We start from the raw sequence: 18,269 nt of genomic DNA on the forward strand, positions 1-18,269 counted from the left end.
AAAAAAAAGCCTTTATTTAAAAGGCTTTCATCTAAAATTACTGATTTAAAATTTACGATAAACTCCAAGACTAAAAGCTATTTGTTTTGCCACATTATTACCAAAGAATGCAGCTGGTAAACTTGCTGTAATTCCAAAATTATCAGAAAATTCTCCAATTACTTTAACGCCAACAACTCCATACTCTTGGTTGTTAACATACAAACCAGTTGCTAAATTGGAAGCAGGTAAAATAATAGTACCATTTTTAAAAGATTTTGAAATATCTAAAAAACCAATCAACCAAATGTTTTTACTAACTTCACCACCATATTCTCCACCAATTTTAAAGTTAGAACTGTATTTATTTGTTCTAATATTAGTTCCAATAAATGTTTGTAAATAAGATTTTCCAAAACCTTTTCCTACTAAAAAAAGCGGTGTAAATGTAAATGCATCATAGCCTGTTCTTATTCCTGTAGCATTGTCATAATTACCTGTATTTGTTTCCACAGAAAATTGTCCAGAAAGCAACCAATTTTTTTTATAAAAGTTATGTTTTAGTCCAACCTCTATGTTTCCTATAGATGCTTCTTTATTTGAATGTTCAGTGCAAGGCGCAACCAAACAAGGATGTACTAAACCACTATTATTTATTATTTTATAAGGTAGGTTTACTATTAGTGTTGTTGAATTTGTAACGCCATATTCTCCATAAATTTGTAAAGTTTTATCAGAAATTTCTCCAGGTATTTCATAATCTGGGTTTCCAAATAAAGTAGTATAACTTGGTATTGTTGTAAATGAAAGTTGTGTATAAAATTTTCCTTTTTCTTTTGTCCAAGGACCTTGTGCAAAAGATGAAATACTAATTCCTAATAGTACTATTCTTAAGAAGTTTTTCATGTGTTTATTCTTTATAAACCTTTAGTAGTTTTCTATACTCAAAACTTACACAAAGGGTTTTAACAGTTATTTGATTGTGTATCTATGTAAAAATATTACTTTTATTCGTTAATTATGGAAGGATTTAAGGAAATAGAGAAGAAGTTACATCAATTTACACGTAAATATTATACAAATGAATTGATAAAAGGGGGAATTTTATTTCTCTCTTTAGGATTTCTATATTTATTTTTTACCTTGTTTTTAGAGTATTTTTTTTGGTTAAAACCAACAGCTAGAACTCTTTTATTTTGGCTGTTTATTCTAGTTGAGGCTTTTCTATTAATCCGATTTATTTTTATCCCAATATTTAAATTAATTGGCTTACGAAAAGGAATTTCTTTAATTGATTCTTCAAAAATTATAGGTAGTCATTTTCTTGAAGTTGAAGACAAGCTGTTAAACGTTTTACAATTAAATGAAACTTCAGATCATTCGGAACTAATTTTAGCAAGCATTCATCAGAAATCAAAAGAATTACAACCCATTCCGTTTGTAAAAGCAATTCAATTTAGACATAATGGAAAGTATTTAAAATATGCAGTAATTCCTGTTTTTATTTGGTTAATTACCTTATTGTCAGGGAATAATAATATTTTTAAAGAAAGTTTAGAGCGTGTTGTAAATTATAGAACAACTTACAATCCTCCAGCTCCTTTTACTTTTTTTGTTACCAATGCTAACTTACAGGTAATACAAGGAAACCCTTTTACAGTTTCTATTAAAACAGAAGGAAGTGTAGTACCAAATGAAGCAAAAATTACTTTTGATAATCAACAATATTATTTACAAAATAATGGAAATGGACTATTTAGTTTTACATTTTCTGAAGTAAATAATTCAACCTATTTTTTCTTTGAAGCAAATGGAATTCAATCTCTTAATTATACAATTAATGTTATAAAAACACCAACAATTAAAAATATTTCTATGCAATTAATGTATCCAAAATATGTTGGAAAAAGAAACCAAAATATTAAGAATACAGGAAATATTACAGTTCCTGAAGGAACAAAAATTACATGGTATGTTAAGACGAGTCAAACAGATTCTTTGGCTTTTATTAATAATGAAAAAAGAAATCTCTTTAAAGAAATTTCTAAAAATGACTTTCAGTTTTCTAAAAGTATCCAAAATCCTCTAAATTATCAAATATCATCCTCTAATAAAAATTTACAGGATTACGAGAATTTACAATTTACTGTTGATGTTGTAAAAGATGATAATCCATTAATTTCTGTGACTTCAGATATTGATAGTATTTCACGTGGAACAGCTCAATTTGCTGGACAGATTTCTGATGATTATGGTTTAAAAAAATTACAACTTGTGTATTATGATGCTCAAAACCCTGAAGCTCAAAAAACATTTGATTTACAAATTACACAAGAAAATATTCAAACTTTTTTCTATCAATTTCCTGAAGGATTAACACTTAAACTTGGAACAAATTATGAGCTGTTTTTTCAGGTTTTTGATAATGATGCTATAAATGGTAATAAAAAAACTAAGAGTAAGGTTTTTAATTATAGAAATAAAACAAATGAAGAAGTAGATGAGGAGTTGTTGCAAGAACAAAAAAACACCATTAATAATTTAGAGAATTCTATTCAACAACAAAACAAAGAACAGAAAGAATTAGAGAAAATTAAAAATGATTTACAGAATAAAAAGAATTTAAATTGGAGTGATAAAAAGAAGTTTCAAAATTTTATAAAACGCCAGAATAATTACAAACAGATGATGCAACGTCAGACAGATAAGTTGCAACAAAATCTTGATGAGAAAAAGGAAGAAAATGAAAACCTTCAGAATAAAAAAGAAGAACTAAAAAAACGTATTGAAGAATTAAAGAAGTTAGAAAAACAACAAAAGTTGTTAGATGAAATTGAAAAAATGGCAAAGAAAATTAATAAGGAAGACTTATTAAAAAAAGCCAAAGAATTAGCGCAGCAAAATAAACAACAACAACGAAGTTTAGAACGAATTTTAGAGCTGACAAAACGTTTTTATGTTGAACAAAAGACAATGCAAATTGCTACTAAAATTGATGAATTAGCAAAAAAACAAGAGGAGCTTTTCAATAAAGAGAAAGATAATTTAGAAGCCCAAAAAGAGATTAATAAAGAATTTAATCAAATAAAAAAACAGTTAGAAGAACTAGCAAAAGACAATGAGAAGTTGAAAGAGCCAATGGAGCTTCCAGATGTTGAAGATGAAAAAGAAGAGATTACAGAAGAATTAAATAAGTCTGAAGACAAATTAAGCAAAAAAGAAAGTAAAGAGGCTAAAAAGAATCAAAAAAAATCATCTGAAAAGATGAAAGAAATGAGCGCTAAAATGCAACAAGCCATGATGGAAATGGATGGAGAGTCCATTGAAGAAAATATGGATGATTTGCGTAAAATTTTAGAAAATCTTATTGTCTTTTCCTTTAAGCAAGAATGGCTAATGAATAAATTTAGTGCTATTTCTACTTCGCATCCAGACTTTGGAAATGACTTAAAAAATCAGAATAATATCAAAACCTATTTTGAACATATAGATGATAGTTTGTATGTTCTTTCTATGCGTTTACCAAAAATATCAGCTAAAATTCAAGATGATTTATCTACTGCCCATTATAATCTACACCAATCTTTAGAGAATTTTTCCGAAAATAGATTTTCTAATGGTATTTCCAATCAACGTTATGTTATGACATCTGTTAATAATTTAGCTGATTATTTAAGTACTATTTTAAATAGTATGAAGAATTCCATGTCTATGCAAATGGGCAAAGGAAAAGGTAAAAAAGGGCAAGGTTTTAGTTTACCAGATTTAATTCAAAAGCAAGGAGACTTGGCTAAAAAATTAGAAGAAGGGCAAAAAAAAGGCCAAAAGAAAGGAAAAGGAAAAGAAGGAGAGAAGCTAGACAAGAATGGTAAACCTGGTGATAAAGGAGAAAAGGGTAAACAAGGTAACGGAAAGAAACCTGGAGAAAATGGAGATAAACCAGGTGAAAATGGAAAACAGGGAGGAGAAGGTAACGGAGAACCTAATGATGATTTAGATGGTGAAATATATGAGATTTATAAACAACAAAGCCAATTAAGAGAACAATTACAAAAAGCAATAAAAGAAGGAAACAAAGTCAATCCTGTTGGTAATGCTGCTGCTAAAAGAGCTTTGAAAACGATGGAGCAATTAGAAAACGAAATTCTTGAAAAAGGTTTTAATGCTGGGACGCTTCAAAAAATGCAAAGTTTAAATTATGAATTACTGAAATTAGATAAAGCTGCTTTAGAACAAGGGAAAGATAAAAAGCGTAAATCAAATACTAATTTACAATTGATTCAAAAAAATAAATTAAAAGCTATAAAATTTAAGAAGTTGTTTTATAATCAAACCGAAATATTGAACAGACAATCATTACCTTTGCAGCAAAATTTTAAAAGTAAGGTGCGTGAATATTTTTCCGAACCAGATAAAAAACAATTATGATAACATTTAATTACGAAACTTCTTTTCAACTTAAAGATGAAACTTCTTTAGAAAATTGGATTCAAAATGTTGTAGAAAATCATAATTTTGAACTAGGAGAAATCAATTATATTTTTTGTGATGATGCCTATCTTCATAAATTAAATGTTGAATTTTTACAACACGATACTCTTACAGATATAATAAGTTTTGATACTACTTTAGGGAAGTTGATTAATGGAGATATTTATATTTCCGTTGAAAGAGTAGAAGATAACGCAAAGGATTTTAATGTCTCTTTTGAAGAAGAACTGCACCGAGTAATGATTCATGGAGTTTTACATTATACAGGCTTTAAAGATAAAACTGATACTGATAAAAATACAATGAGAGAAGCAGAAAACAATGCTTTATCCTTGTTAAGTATCTGATATTTAATTAAATAAAATAAAGTTTCACGTGAAACGATAAAAGAATGAGCTTATTTTCAACAACATATGATGTTATAGTAGTAGGAGGAGGTCACGCAGGAAGTGAAGCTGCTGCCGCAAGTGCAAACTTAGGTGCACATACCTTGTTAATCACAATGAATTTACAAAATATTGCTCAAATGAGTTGTAATCCTGCAATGGGAGGAATTGCAAAAGGACAAATTGTAAGAGAAATTGATGCTTTAGGTGGTTACAGTGCTATTGTTACTGATAAAACAGCTATTCAGTTTAAGATGCTGAATAAATCTAAGGGACCTGCAATGTGGAGTCCAAGAGTTCAATCAGATAGAATGCAATTTGCAGAATGCTGGAGAACAATGTTAGAACAAACTAAGAATTTAGATTTTTATCAAGATTCTGTAAATGGTTTGTTGTTTGATGGGGATAAAATTATTGGAGTTAAAACTGTATTAGGTTTAGAGATAAAAGCTAAAACAGTTATAATTACGGCGGGCACTTTTTTAAACGGATTAATACATATTGGTAATAAAAGTTTTGGTGGTGGTAGAGCAGGTGAAGGAGCTTCTACTGGAATTACAGAAGAATTAGTTAAAAAAGGTTTTGAATCTGGTAGAATGAAAACTGGAACTCCACCAAGAGTTGATGGACGTTCTTTAGATTATTCTAAAATGATTGAACAACCTGGTGATGAATTTACAGAAAAGTTTTCTTATTTACCAACCACAAAAGCGCTAGTAAAGCAACGTTCATGTTGGTTGACATATACTAATTTAAACGTGCATGATTCATTGCGCGAAGGTTTTGACAGATCACCAATGTTTAATGGTAGAATTAAATCTACGGGTCCAAGATACTGTCCTTCAATTGAAGATAAAATTGATCGATTTGCAACAAAAGACAGGCATCAAATTTTCGTAGAACCAGAAGGTTGGACGACCGTTGAAATGTATGTAAATGGGTTTTCAACTTCTCTTCCAGAAGATATCCAAGACAAAGCAATTCGCTCAGTTGAAGGTTTTGAAAATGTAAAGTTTTTAAGATATGGTTACGCGATAGAGTATGATTTCTTTCAGCCAACACAATTAAAACATTCTTTAGAAACAAAGTTAATTGAAAACTTATTTTTTGCAGGTCAGATTAACGGAACAACAGGTTATGAAGAAGCTGCTGCACAAGGGTTAATGGCTGGTGTAAATGCGGCCTTAAAAGTGCAAGAAAAAGAGCCTTTTGTTCTAAAAAGAAATGAGGCTTACATTGGTGTTTTAATAGACGATTTAATTACAAAAGGTACAGAAGAACCATATAGAATGTTTACTTCTCGAGCAGAATATAGAACGCTGTTAAGACAAGATAATGCAGATTTAAGATTAACTCCATTAGCTTTTAAATTGGGTTTAGCTTCAAAAGAAAGATTGGAAAGAGTTATAGAGAAGCAACGTAAAACAGATTTACTAATTAAATTTTTGAATGAAACTAGTGTTCGTAAAGAAGAAATAAACCCTATTTTAGAAGCTAAAGGTTTGGCTTTAATTACTCAATCTATGAAGCTTTTTAAAATTGCAGCTAGACCACAATTGTCTTTTTCTGATTTTAAGAATGTTAAAAAATTAAGTGATTTTGTAGAAGATAATTCAATTGATAAAGAGGTCATAGAGCAAGCAGAAATTCATTTAAAATACTCTGGTTATATTGATAAAGAAAAGAACAATGCAGATAAATTAAATAGGTTAGAAAGTGTTATGATTCCTTCTAAATTTAATTATCATAAAGTGCAATCTCTTTCTTACGAAGCAAGAGAGAAATTAAGTAAAATTCAACCAACATCAATATCACAAGCAAGCAGAATTAGTGGCGTTTCCCCAAGTGATATTTCAGTACTTCTTGTTTTTATGGGTAGGTAAAAAGAATTAAATTATTAAAATGTTCCTCGTGGAACATTTGCTTGAAAATAAAAATAATGGGGAAAGAAAAAGAGTTTTTTAAAAGATTAGAACCTTTTTTAAACTGTAAAGATTATTCAGTTTCTAAAGAAAGTTATGAAGTAATGCTCAATAAAAAATATGAGATGTTAGTTACTTCGCCAATTCCTTTAGATTTAGAAAATTATTATAAAAGTGAAGATTATATTTCTCATACAGATAGTAAAAAAACACTCTTTAATAAAGTGTATCAAAAAGTAAGAAGTTATACTTTAAATAAAAAATTAGCTTTAATCAATTCTTTTAATACGGAAGGTAAAAGCATTTTAGATGTTGGTGCAGGAACGGGAGATTTTTTAAAAGTTTGTAAAACGAATGGTTGGACTACTTTTGGTGTAGAACCAAATTCTGCGGCGAGAACTATTGCAGAAAAAAAGAATATTATTCTATTAGAAAAATTAGAAAACATACAAAACAAAACATTCGATGTAATTTCTCTTTGGCATGTTTTAGAACATGTAGAAAACTTAACTAAATATATTTCTACACTAAAAAAACTTCTAAAAGAAAACGGAATATTAATAATTGCAGTTCCTAATTTTAAAAGTTATGATGCGAACTATTATAAAGAATATTGGGCTGCTTTTGATGTGCCAAGACATATTTGGCACTTTTCACAAACGTCAATTAAAAAATTATTTTTAGAAGAAAATATGATTGTTGAAAAAACACTACCAATGAAATTTGATTCTTATTATGTTTCTTTATTAAGTGAAAAATATAAGTCCGGTAAAATGAAACCGTTTTCTTCCTTATATCGTGGTTTCTTATCAAATTTTAAAGCAAGAAAATCTTCTGAGTATTCTTCTTTGATTTATATTCTTAAAAACAAGTAAATAGGCATTTAGAGATTGTTTGAGTTAGTTTTTAGCTTTAAAACATATACTTTGTTTAAGAATAAATAAAAACCCCTTAAAACGAAAGTTTTAAGGGGTTTTTTAATAAATAATATTTATTGATTTTATTTTTACTATAATTTTTAATTATTTAATAAAAATACACCAAAGACTGTAATAATAAAATAGACGGCTAAAGACATTGCTCCTGCATAATCTTTTGCCAATCGTTGACCTATAAGTAAAAATATTAAAACGATAGCAGAAAGCGCTATTCCTAATAAAGCAATTTCTTTTGTTCCTAAAGTATAAAGTTGATAAACACCAACAACCATTATGGCTCCAGCAAAAAATTCTAAAAATAAAATAACGGCTAATAATAAAGGAACACTATTTTTGAGAGGAGAGTTTTTAAAATGATTTTTAATAAAAGAAACATTTCCTTTCCAGTCTAATACTTTATCAATACTGGATTGTAAAAAAGTAACAATTAAAAAAAGTAATATTAGAATTTCTGCGGGATAATTTGATAGTAATTTCATATGGCTTGTTTTTATTTTTTAATTAAACGTTGAAAAAAGTTTTTCGCTTTTCCTTTTACTTCTTTAATATCTTCTTTTGCTTCATCAGCGAAATCAGCAATATGTTCTGCTGCTTCTCCCGCTAATTCTGTTGCTTTTTCTTTTGTAACCTCCCTATATTTTTCAACTTTATCTTTTACATTTTCTATATTTTCATCTGATAAAGTTGCGTTTATTTTTTCTTTAGTACTTTCCAAAACCTCTTTTGCTTCCTCTTTAAACTCAGCTGCTTTTTGTTTTACTTCATCTGAAAGAGACTTCTGTGGTTCTTTTTTTTCTAATATATTTTTTTCTGCCATAAAGTATTTATTTTTTGGTAGTTATGTGTATTTAAATGCTTTATATATAGTTTTACAAAGCACTACTTTGTTCCTTAGTTGTCTAATACCTATACAGATTGCTTATAATCAAACTCTTATATTTTAGTTCTTCTAAATAATCCTACTTAGTTTTCAACTCTATAATTAGACATAAAGTCTTTTTTTGAAGGTTCAAAATAGTTGGTGTCTTTTAGAAACGCACTCGATTGAATTGAATCTTTCTATATATTTTTATCTTTCCCAAAAAGGTGAACCTCAATTATCTGTATTAAAACCTGAGTGATTTTTATAGCATCCTTTAATTCTTTTCAAACATCAAATTTAAAAAATAAACAACCAATTACTGTTACTCTATTATTTTATTTTTTATTTCTTTTTGGAGTTCGTTCCGTAAATAGCTATTCATTCTTTTACAGTATTTTTTTTTGATAATTCTGCAATAAGATTAAAAGAAATATCCTCCATTTTTTTATAACAAATACAGCTTTTTCCTATATCTAATTTTCTAAAACAATGTTTTGGATCTTCATTTACAAACCAATCGTAAATTTTTAGCATTTCATAAATACCACTATGATATAAATTTATGGAGTTTTTTTGTGATGCAAAACTCATAAAATACAAAGGTTCTTGTGGATTGTAATGATATCCATCTGAATAAATAGAATTGGAATTATACTGCCCAATCATTTTATATTAAATACCTTTTTCAAATTTTTTTGGTAAGTTCTCTTTAATTGTTGTCTGAAGTTTTTTTATCGCGTTTTTACGCTCTTCTGGATCTTGACTAATTTATTTTTTATAGGTGAAATTTCTTTGTACTGCATAACATCAAAATGTGATGATTACAGCTTAACAAAATTTTGCTTTTATTTTATCAACAATTGTTTGTGCTAATTTCTCTTTGCTTTCAATTGTCCAACCTGCAACATGTGGAGATAAAAGTACATTTTCTGAATTGATTAAATATTTGAATGCGTCTGGCATTTTATCTTCAGAGAAAAGGTTTTCAAAAGATGATTTTTCATATTCTAAGACATCTAAACCAGCTCCTAAAATCTTACCTGATTTTAAAGCTTCAACTACATCTTTTGTAACAACAGATTTTCCACGGGCAGTATTTATCAACCAAAAATTCTTTTTAAAATTCTTTATAAAATCAGAATTTATCATATTTTGTGTGAGTACAGTTTGTGGTGTGTGTAAACTTACAACTTCTGCTTTTTCTTGTAATTCAGTTAAAGAAACTTGTGTGCAATTTTCATCGCCAACATTTGGTTTTATATCATAACAAATTGCTTTTACATCAAATCCTCGAAGTTTTTTAGCAAAAGATTTCCCCATATTTCCATAGCCAATTAAACCAACAGTTTTTCCATCGAGTTCAATTCCGCGATTTTCTTCACGCAACCATTTTCCATTTCTAACTTCTTTATCAGCTTTGTTTAGTTTGTTAAAAAGTGATAATAACAGGGCTAAAGAATGTTCCCCAACTGCACTTCTATTTCCTTCTGGCGCAGCAATTAATTCTATATTTTTAGTTGCGGCATAATCACAATCTATGTTTTCTAAACCAGCACCAACGCGTCCAATAAATTTAAGGTTTGTTGCTTTGTCAATAAATTTTTTATCAATAGAAAAACGACTTCTAATTATAAAACCATCGTAAAAATGAATTTTATCTTCAATTTCAGATTTTGAAGAAGTATAATCTTCATCATTAATAAAACCCAACTCGCAGAGTTGTTTAAGTAAAAGAGGATGGTTTGTGTCTAAGTGAAGGATTTTCATTTGTAATATTTATTTTACCACATAGAAACATAGTCAAAATATGTTTGCTGTTTATTTAATTTCTCTGTAACAAATTCCTTCCCTTTGGTAAGGTTAGGATGGGCTTTTAATACTGCTCTTTATCACTTGGGAAATCGCCACTTTTTACATCATTAATATAGGTTTCAAAAGCACCCGTCATGTCTTTATATAAATCTAAATATCTACGTAAAAAACGAGGATTAAATTCATGTGTCATTCCTATCATATCATGCGTGACTAAAACTTGCCCATCAACACCATTTCCAGCACCAATTCCAATTACAGGAATTGAAATACTTTCTGCTACTTTTTGAGCTAATTTTGCAGGAACTTTTTCTAAAACAATTGCAAAACATCCAATTCTTTCTAACATTAATGCGTCTTCCATTAATTTTTCTGCTTCCTCTTCTTCCTTTGCTCTTACAGTATACGTACCAAATTTATAGATAGATTGAGGCGTTAAACCTAAATGTCCCATTACAGGAATACCCGCATTTAAAATACGTTTAATTGATTCTTTAATCTCTCTTCCTCCTTCTAATTTAATTGAATGTCCACCACTTTCTTTCATAATTCTAATTGCAGAACGTAATGCTTCTTTTGGGTCAGACTGATAACTACCAAAAGGTAAATCTACAACAACCAAACAGCGGTCTATTGCTCTTACCACAGAACTTGCATGATAAATCATTTGATCTAAAGTTATTGGTAAAGTTGTTTCATGACCCGCCATTACATTAGAAGCAGAATCACCCACAAGTATTACGTCAATTCCTGCTCCATCAACAATTTTAGCCATGGTATAATCATAAGCAGTTAACATAGAAATTTTTTCTCCGTTAGACTTCATGTCTACCAAAGATTTTACGGTAACTCTCTTATATTCTTTTTTTGCTACAGACATATTTGTTATTTTGAATTTGGTAAAAGTAATAAATATAGAACTATTTTAAACGAGTTAATTTTTAGTTAATTAGAAGTGTTTTATTTTATACCAATTCTAAATTATATAGTTTTAAGATTTTAAAATCCATTTATTATGTCAAGAATTATTCTTTTACTAATTGCGGGGCTATTTTCAGTAACAATTGTAGCTCAAGAAAAAACAGAAGAACAGTTAATAAAACAAACCATTAAAACTTTTTTTGATGGATTACACAAAGGAGACACTACAATTATGAAGGCAACACTTCATAAAGACATAAAAATTCAAACAACAAATACAAATAAAGAAGGTAAAAAGGTGTTAAAAACGGAAACAAGAGAGCAGTTGTTAAAAGCAGTTTCGAATAAAAAACCAATAGATATTTATTTAGAAAAAATACTTTCTTACGCCATTAAAATTGATGGGAACCTAGCTTCAGTTTGGACACCTTATGAGTTTTATTACAATGGAAATTTTAGTCATTGTGGTGCAAACTCTTTTCAGCTTTTTAATAATAATGGCAAATGGGAAATTATTTATTTGGTAGATATGAGAAGAAGAGAAAATTGCACCTATTTAAAGGATAAAAAATAGCCTATATTTGGTTTTTTAAAATTGAGAATGTCAGAAACTGTAATACATAAAATAGATTCTAATAAATGGATTGATTCTTACGCAGATTATTTATATAATTATACTGTGGTTAGAGTTAATGATGCTGATTTGGCAAAAGATTTAGTACAAGACACTTTTTTTGCAGGATTAAAATCTGCGAAAAATTTTCAAGGAAAATCTACAGAAAGAACTTGGTTAGTTTCTATTTTAAAAAGGAAAATTATTGATCATTATAGAAAAATAAATTCTAAAAAAGGGCAAGCTGAAGTTCGAATGAATTTCTATGATAATGGAGAAAATGAAGGGAGTTGGATAGAAGAAAGAGTTCCACAAAGTTGGGATAATCAATCTGAAAAAGACATTGAAAACGAAGAATTAAAAAGCCAGTTAGAGCTTTGTATAAGTAAATTACCAGAAAAATATGCAATGGTTTTTAGAATGAAAACTATTCAAGAATTTGAAACAGAAGAAATCTGTAAGGAACTAGACATCACTGCGTCAAATTTATGGGTAATTATTCATAGAGCAAGAACGCAATTAAGAAAGTGTATGGAAGATAATTGGTTTAAAAATTAACAGATGTTTAAAAAATTAAATATAACTTGTGATCAAGCAACAACTATATGTGATAAAAATCAATATGGTGAAGCAACATTTTCAGAAAAAGTGAAATTAAATATTCATTTTTTAAAATGTAGAATATGTTTATTATACACAAAACAGAACATTACTTTATCTCGTTTCTTTAAAAAAGAAGCAACAAACTGCAAAGAAAGAATACACTGTTTAAGTAAAGAAGAAAAAGAAGAAATTAAAATAAATTTAGATAAAACAGCGTCATAAATAATTTTTTGTAGTTTTTGTAAAAACTACAGTTTTTGATTTTTTGTTAGATTGAAACGGAATTTATAGAAATATAAATTCCGTTTTTTTGTACTTTTGAAGCAAATAAAATTCCATGCATTTTTTACCAGAAAAGATAGATACTTATGTTGTAGAACACTCGCAACAAGAACCAAAAATTTTACAAGAGTTAAGTAAGGAAACTTGGCAAAAGGTATTAAACCCAAGAATGTTAAGTGGCGCTTTTCAAGGACGAATTTTATCTATGATTGCTAAGTTAGTTCAACCAAAAACCATTTTAGAAATAGGAACCTATACGGGTTATTCTGCTTTATGTTTAGCAGAAGGTTTGGTATCTGAAGGAAAAATAGTTACAATTGATAAAAACGAAGAGTTAGAACCGTTACAGAACAAGTATTTTGAGAAATCTGGACATAGAAATCAGATAGAACAATTTGTTGGAAATGCGATAGAAATAATACCTACTATTGATGAAAAATTTGATTTAGTTTTTATTGATGCAGATAAATCTAACTACATAAATTATTTTCATTTAATTATTGATAAAATGAATCCTGGCGGAATTATTTTGTCTGATAATGTGCTTTGGAGTGGAAAAGTAGTAGAAGAATTAGATCCAAAAGATAAAGACACAAAAGTACTTTTAGAATACAATAAACTACTAAATTCTGATGCTAGAATAGAAACTGTTTTATTGCCAATTAGAGATGGATTAACAATTAGTAGAGTAAAGTAGTTTTGTAAACAATTGTCATTGCAGACAAGGCAGGAATTTAAACTTTTAGAAAAGAATTATTAGTTTACAATTGCCTTTTTATAGGTCCTGTAAGATCATCAATATTATCTTTTACTTTAGACACTTCGTTCTTAATGTCTTTAGAAATATCCGTATCAATTCCGTGTTTTTGAGAACTTTCGTTTATTTCTTTCTTAATATCATTTGTAGCGTCTTTTACTTGACGCAATCCTTTACCTAAACCTCTGGCAATTTCAGGAATCTTATCTGCACCAAAAACCATCACCACAATTAACATGATAATCATAATTTCTGGACCACTAATAAATAAAAAAGTTGTATTCATACTAATGCAAAGGTAATTACTTTTTAATCAACATACGCTTATTTTTTATCAAAGCATTAAAATTGTTTCTTAAATTTATTTTTTCCTTCACGGGAAAAAGTGAGGTTTTTAAAGGTTTTCTGTTAGAAGAAAATTTAAGTGTTTTCAAGGATTGACAACGGTACTTTTTCTCGCTATCTTTGGATTATAAGTATCCTTTAAAATAAACGGATAAAACAACTATTTGTTTTTATATATACCGATGTGCTTCATACTGCCCCGTCCAGAATAATGGCTACATAATTTTAAATATTATGTACACAAATGACAAAGTAATTAGACGTTACAGTGAACCTTTTAAATTAAAAATTTTAACCGAACTTAGTACTGAAAAATACACCAAGAGTGAACTTTATAAACTCTATTCTATTGCATCTATCTTTTAGACTATAAAACACCAAATCGGGTATATTTAAATACAGTTCAAATCAATTTTAACCCATAGTTGTATTTCAAGACAAGGCACTTTATTTTATGAAACCTTAAAATTTAATTTTGCTTGTCTATCATACATAATGATGCTTCCTGCAACGGATACGTTTAAACTCAACTCAGATTTAAATTTCACTAAATGATGTGATTTTTCAATTGCTGTATTAGACAATCCATGATCCTCTGCGCCTAATAGATAAACACAACGTTTAGGGTGCACGAAAGTTTCTAATTGTGCTGCTTTTTCATCTAATTCTACACCAACTAACATCGCTCCTTTAGGAAGATTGTTAAAGAAATCGTTAAAAGTATCGTAATGAAAATAAGGCATTGCACCAATAGCTTTGTGAGTATCGCAAGCTTGTTTTGCATAGCGATTGCCAATGGTAAAAATAAAACTAGCGCCCATATTTTGTGCAGAACGCCATAATACACCTAAATTTTCAGGTGTTTTTCCATTCTGAATTCCAATTCCGAAAAAACCTTGTTCTAAATTGTTTACCATTAATTTTTAATCAACATACGCTTAATTTCATTCAATTTCATTAATGCCTCAATTGGTGTTAATGTATCAATATTGGTAGCAAGAATTTCTTCTTTAATGTTTTCTAGTAAGGGATCGTCTAATTGAAAAAAGCTGAGTTGCATTTCTTCATGTTGCGTTTGTTTTAAAACGTCTTTAACTTCTGCACTTTTATTGTTTTTTTCTAATTTCGCTAATATTTTATTAGCTCTATGAATCACCATATTTGGCATTCCAGCAAGTTTTGCTACATGAATTCCAAAACTATGATTAGAACCTCCAGAAACCAATTTACGTAAGAAAATAATAGTGTCTTTTAACTCTTTTACAGACACATTAAAGTTTTTAATACGCTCAAAAGTAGCGGTCATTTCATTCAATTCATGATAATGCGTTGCAAACAATGTTTTTGCTTTAGAAGGATGTTCATGTAAGAACTCAGAAATAGCCCAAGCAATAGAAATTCCGTCATAAGTAGAAGTTCCACGACCAATTTCATCTAATAAAACTAAACTACGCTCAGAAAGGTTATTTAGAATAGAGGCGGTTTCATTCATTTCTACCATAAAAGTAGATTCGCCCATAGAAATATTATCACTTGCGCCAACACGCGTAAAAATCTTATCTACAATACCAATTTTTGCATTTTGAGCAGGCACATAACTTCCCATTTGTGCTAATAAAACAATCAATGCTGTTTGTCTTAAAATTGCGGATTTACCAGACATATTTGGTCCAGTAATCATAATTATTTGTTGCTGATTTCTGTTTAAAACAACATCATTTGCAATATAAGTTTGATCTATTGGCAACTGTTTTTCAATAACAGGATGTCTTCCGTTTTTAATATCTAAATCGGTACTTTCATCCATAATCGGACGTACATAGTTGTTATCAATCGCTAAAACAGAAAAAGACAATAAACAGTCAATTTTTGCAATAATTTGCGCATTTTCTTGCACAATTTGTACATATTGAATGATATATTGTAATAATTTAGAAAATATTTCTTGTTCTAGTTTTGCTATTTTCTCTTCAGCACCTAAAATCTTTGTTTCGTATTCTTTAAGTTCTTCCGTAATATAACGCTCTGCATTTACCAACGTTTGTTTACGAATCCATTCTCCAGGAACTTTGTCTTTGTGAGAGTTTCTAACTTCAATATAATACCCAAAAACGTTGTTGAACGAAATCTTTAAACTTGTAATTCCTGTTCTTTCAATTTCACGCTTTAGCATGTTATCTAAGTACTCTTTTCCAGAGTTAGAAATTGTACGTAAATCGTCTAATTCTTGATGAACGCCAGTAGCAATTGCATTTCCTTTATTAATGTTTACAGGCGCATCATTAAACAGGGTTTCATTAATTTTTTTAATTAATTCGTTGCAATTATGCAATTGATTTCCTAATCCCTTAACAGTAGCGTTTTTGCTACTTTCTGCGGATGATTTTATCGGTAAAATCGCCTTTAAAGAGTCTTTTAATAAGACAATTTCTCTTGGTGAAGCTTTACCGGTTGCTACTTTAGAAATCAATCTTTCTAAATCGGATATTTGTTTTAATTGATAGGTTACCGTCTGAGAAAAATCATCAGAATCTATAAAAAACTTTACCAATTCATGACGATTTTTAATCTCGTCAATATTTTTTAAAGGAAGCGCCAACCAACGTTTTAATAAACGTCCACCCATTGGCGAAATAGTTTTATCAATTACATCTAACAGCGTAACTGCATTAATAGAATTCGGATTGTAAAGCTCTAAATTCCGAACCGTAAAACGATCCATCCAAACATAATTATCTTCAGCAATTCTGCTAATAGATTGTATGTGTTTTAGCTGATTGTGTTGCGTTTCAGACAAATAATACATCACAGCACCAGCGGCTATAATTCCGTGTTTTAAATCCTGAATTCCAAAACCTTTTAAACTTTTTACTTCAAAATGATTCTGTAAAGTTTCGTTTGCATATTCCTTTTGAAAAATCCAATCGTCTAAATAAAAGGTGTAATATCGGTTTTCAAATAATTCTAAAAATTGTTGTTTGTGTTGTTTTTGGACTAAAACTTCACTCGGACTAAAGTTTTGCAACAGTTTATCTATGTATTCTGCATTTCCTTGCGCCACCAAATATTCTCCTGTAGAAACATCAAGAAATGAAATTCCGAGTTGATTTTTATCAAAATGAACAGCAGCTAAAAAATTATTGGTTTTGGTTTGTAAAACTTCGTCATTTAATGAAACCCCAGGAGTTACTAATTCTGTAACACCACGTTTTACAATGGTTTTTGTCATTTTTGGATCTTCCAATTGATCGCAAATAGCAACACGCATTCCGGCTTTTACTAACTTAGGTAAATAGGTGTTTAAAGAATGATATGGAAAACCAGCTAAAGCTGTTTCTGTTTCACTTCCTGCTCCACGTTTTGTGAGTGTAATTCCTAAAACTCCAGCCGCTTTTTTAGCATCTTCACCAAAGGTTTCATAGAAATCTCCAACACGAAAAAGTAACATTGCATCAGGATATCTCACCTTAATTGCATTGTATTGTTTCATTAACGGAGTTACCTTTTTAGCGGTTGATTTTGCCAAGTTTTTGAAAATTTTCAGTTAGTTTTGCGAAGTTACAAAAAGTAGGCAGTATTCAGTATTCAGGAAACCAGTTTTTTACTGTTGACTGTTACTGCCAATTGAAAACTGAATTATGAGGAAATTAAAGAATAACGAGTTAGGAAGAATTACAGTTGATGAATTTAAAACTACAAAAAAAACACCTTTAATTGTAGTTTTAGACAATATTAGAAGTTTAAATAATATTGGTTCTGTTTTTAGAACTTCTGATGCTTTTTTGATTGAAAAAATTTACCTCTGCGGAATTACGGCAACACCACCAAATAAAGACATTCATAAAACTGCCTTAGGAGCAACAGAATCTGTAGCTTGGGAATATGTTGAAGATACATTTACTTTAGTTGAAAAATTAAAGAAAGAAAAAGTGAAAGTATTGGCTATTGAACAAGCAGAAAACAGCACAAAATTGAATAACTTTTATCCTAAGAAAGATGAAAAATATGCAATTGTTATGGGTAATGAGGTAAAAGGTGTGCAGCAAGAAGTTGTAAATGCGTCTGACTTGTGTATTGAAATACCACAATTAGGTACAAAACACTCTTTAAATATTTCTGTTACAACAGGGGTTGTTTTGTGGGATTTATTTCAGAAAATGAATATATTATAGTTTTAATTCTAAAACTCTATTTTAAGATATTAAACAAAAAAATAGTTAGGAATGAATTTACAAGAATTATTAATAAACTTAAACCCTGAAGTAGACCATCCAAAAATAGAAATAGGCGGTGTAGGAAGTTGACATGAAGGTAAAGATTAAATCTAATACTTAAAATTAAAAAATACGCAGAATTAG

The 18,269-nt window shown here is 29.1% G+C and carries 18 protein-coding genes; 9 read left to right on the top strand and 9 right to left on the bottom strand.

The features are described from left to right. Positions 1–45 precede the first annotated feature (45 nt). Positions 46–885: a hypothetical protein gene (locus tag BTO04_RS10210; RefSeq protein WP_087564400.1), complete on the bottom strand. Its 840-nt coding sequence runs from the start codon at positions 883–885 to the stop codon at positions 46–48. Between the two features lie 114 nt (positions 886–999). Here BTO04_RS10210 and BTO04_RS10215 point away from each other — a divergent pair, with 114 nt between their 5' ends. From BTO04_RS10215 to BTO04_RS10230, 4 genes are read left to right on the top strand one after another with little or no spacing between them, the layout of a single operon-like run. Next, the gene (locus BTO04_RS10215; RefSeq protein WP_087564401.1) at positions 1,000–4,407 is read left to right on the top strand and encodes a DUF4175 family protein; all 3,408 of its coding nucleotides are present in this window, start codon (positions 1,000–1,002) and stop codon (positions 4,405–4,407) included. Next, complete coding sequence (ybeY, locus tag BTO04_RS10220; protein ID WP_087564402.1) at positions 4,404–4,817, top strand: rRNA maturation RNase YbeY; 414 nt, start codon at positions 4,404–4,406, stop codon at positions 4,815–4,817. The genes BTO04_RS10215 and ybeY overlap by 4 nt, the downstream gene beginning before the upstream one ends. Positions 4,818–4,861: 44 nt before the next feature. Next, positions 4,862–6,739 (top strand): tRNA uridine-5-carboxymethylaminomethyl(34) synthesis enzyme MnmG, encoded by a 1,878-nt coding sequence (mnmG, locus tag BTO04_RS10225; RefSeq protein WP_087564403.1) that lies wholly within the window; start codon positions 4,862–4,864, stop codon positions 6,737–6,739. A gap of 56 nt (positions 6,740–6,795) precedes the next feature. After that, positions 6,796–7,653 carry a class I SAM-dependent methyltransferase gene (locus BTO04_RS10230; protein ID WP_087564404.1) on the top strand — a complete coding sequence of 286 codons (858 nt, stop codon included), beginning with the start codon at positions 6,796–6,798 and terminating at the stop codon, positions 7,651–7,653. A gap of 143 nt (positions 7,654–7,796) precedes the next feature. On the opposite strand, the gene BTO04_RS10235 is transcribed toward BTO04_RS10230, so the two are convergent. From BTO04_RS10235 to panB, 5 genes are all read right to left on the bottom strand, one after another. Further along, positions 7,797–8,195 carry a DoxX family protein gene (locus BTO04_RS10235; RefSeq protein WP_087564405.1) on the bottom strand — a complete coding sequence of 133 codons (399 nt, stop codon included), beginning with the start codon at positions 8,193–8,195 and terminating at the stop codon, positions 7,797–7,799. An 11-nt stretch (positions 8,196–8,206) separates the two neighbouring features. Then, positions 8,207–8,533 carry a hypothetical protein gene (locus BTO04_RS10240; protein ID WP_087564406.1) on the bottom strand — a complete coding sequence of 109 codons (327 nt, stop codon included), beginning with the start codon at positions 8,531–8,533 and terminating at the stop codon, positions 8,207–8,209. 423 nt (positions 8,534–8,956) lie between these two features. Continuing rightward, entirely contained in the window at positions 8,957–9,244 is a 288-nt protein-coding gene (locus tag BTO04_RS10245) for a hypothetical protein (protein WP_368356224.1), read from the bottom strand. A gap of 162 nt (positions 9,245–9,406) precedes the next feature. Beyond that, positions 9,407–10,345, bottom strand: coding sequence for a 2-hydroxyacid dehydrogenase (locus BTO04_RS10250; protein ID WP_087564407.1), 939 nt, complete (start codon positions 10,343–10,345; stop codon positions 9,407–9,409). 106 nt (positions 10,346–10,451) lie between these two features. Further along, positions 10,452–11,270 (bottom strand): 3-methyl-2-oxobutanoate hydroxymethyltransferase, encoded by an 819-nt coding sequence (gene panB / locus BTO04_RS10255; RefSeq protein ID WP_087564408.1) that lies wholly within the window; start codon positions 11,268–11,270, stop codon positions 10,452–10,454. Between the two features lie 135 nt (positions 11,271–11,405). On the opposite strand from panB, the gene BTO04_RS10260 reads away from it, so the two are divergent. The 4 genes from BTO04_RS10260 to BTO04_RS10275 all read left to right on the top strand — a co-directional run bounded on the left by BTO04_RS10260 (position 11,406) and on the right by BTO04_RS10275 (position 13,506). Next, a complete protein-coding gene (locus BTO04_RS10260; protein WP_087564409.1) occupies positions 11,406–11,885 on the top strand; it encodes a nuclear transport factor 2 family protein in 480 nt (159 codons plus the stop codon). Positions 11,886–11,912: 27 nt separating this feature from the next. Further along, positions 11,913–12,482, top strand: coding sequence for a sigma-70 family RNA polymerase sigma factor (locus BTO04_RS10265; protein ID WP_087564410.1), 570 nt, complete (start codon positions 11,913–11,915; stop codon positions 12,480–12,482). A 3-nt stretch (positions 12,483–12,485) separates the two neighbouring features. Further along, positions 12,486–12,749, top strand: a complete 264-nt coding sequence (locus tag BTO04_RS10270) for a hypothetical protein (protein ID WP_087564411.1) — start codon at positions 12,486–12,488, stop codon at positions 12,747–12,749. Between the two features lie 115 nt (positions 12,750–12,864). Then, positions 12,865–13,506, top strand: a complete 642-nt coding sequence (locus tag BTO04_RS10275) for an O-methyltransferase (RefSeq protein WP_087564412.1) — start codon at positions 12,865–12,867, stop codon at positions 13,504–13,506. Positions 13,507–13,570: 64 nt separating this feature from the next. On the opposite strand, the gene BTO04_RS10280 is transcribed toward BTO04_RS10275, so the two are convergent. The 3 genes from BTO04_RS10280 to mutS all read right to left on the bottom strand — a co-directional run bounded on the left by BTO04_RS10280 (position 13,571) and on the right by mutS (position 17,437). Beyond that, complete coding sequence (locus tag BTO04_RS10280) at positions 13,571–13,852, bottom strand: twin-arginine translocase TatA/TatE family subunit (RefSeq protein ID WP_087564413.1); 282 nt, start codon at positions 13,850–13,852, stop codon at positions 13,571–13,573. A 511-nt stretch (positions 13,853–14,363) separates the two neighbouring features. Continuing rightward, positions 14,364–14,828: an RNA methyltransferase gene (locus BTO04_RS10285; RefSeq protein WP_087564414.1), complete on the bottom strand. Its 465-nt coding sequence runs from the start codon at positions 14,826–14,828 to the stop codon at positions 14,364–14,366. Then, positions 14,828–17,437 (bottom strand): DNA mismatch repair protein MutS, encoded by a 2,610-nt coding sequence (mutS, locus tag BTO04_RS10290; RefSeq protein ID WP_087564415.1) that lies wholly within the window; start codon positions 17,435–17,437, stop codon positions 14,828–14,830. Before mutS ends, BTO04_RS10285 begins: the two co-directional genes overlap by 1 nt. 112 nt (positions 17,438–17,549) lie before the next feature. Between mutS and BTO04_RS10295 the strand changes: the two genes are divergently transcribed. After that, a complete protein-coding gene (locus BTO04_RS10295) occupies positions 17,550–18,083 on the top strand; it encodes a TrmH family RNA methyltransferase (RefSeq protein WP_087564416.1) in 534 nt (177 codons plus the stop codon). Positions 18,084–18,269 lie beyond the last annotated feature (186 nt).

Origin of the sequence: Polaribacter sp. SA4-10, from assembly GCF_002163835.1 — a bacterium.
Classification (GTDB): Bacteria; Bacteroidota; Bacteroidia; order Flavobacteriales; family Flavobacteriaceae; genus Polaribacter.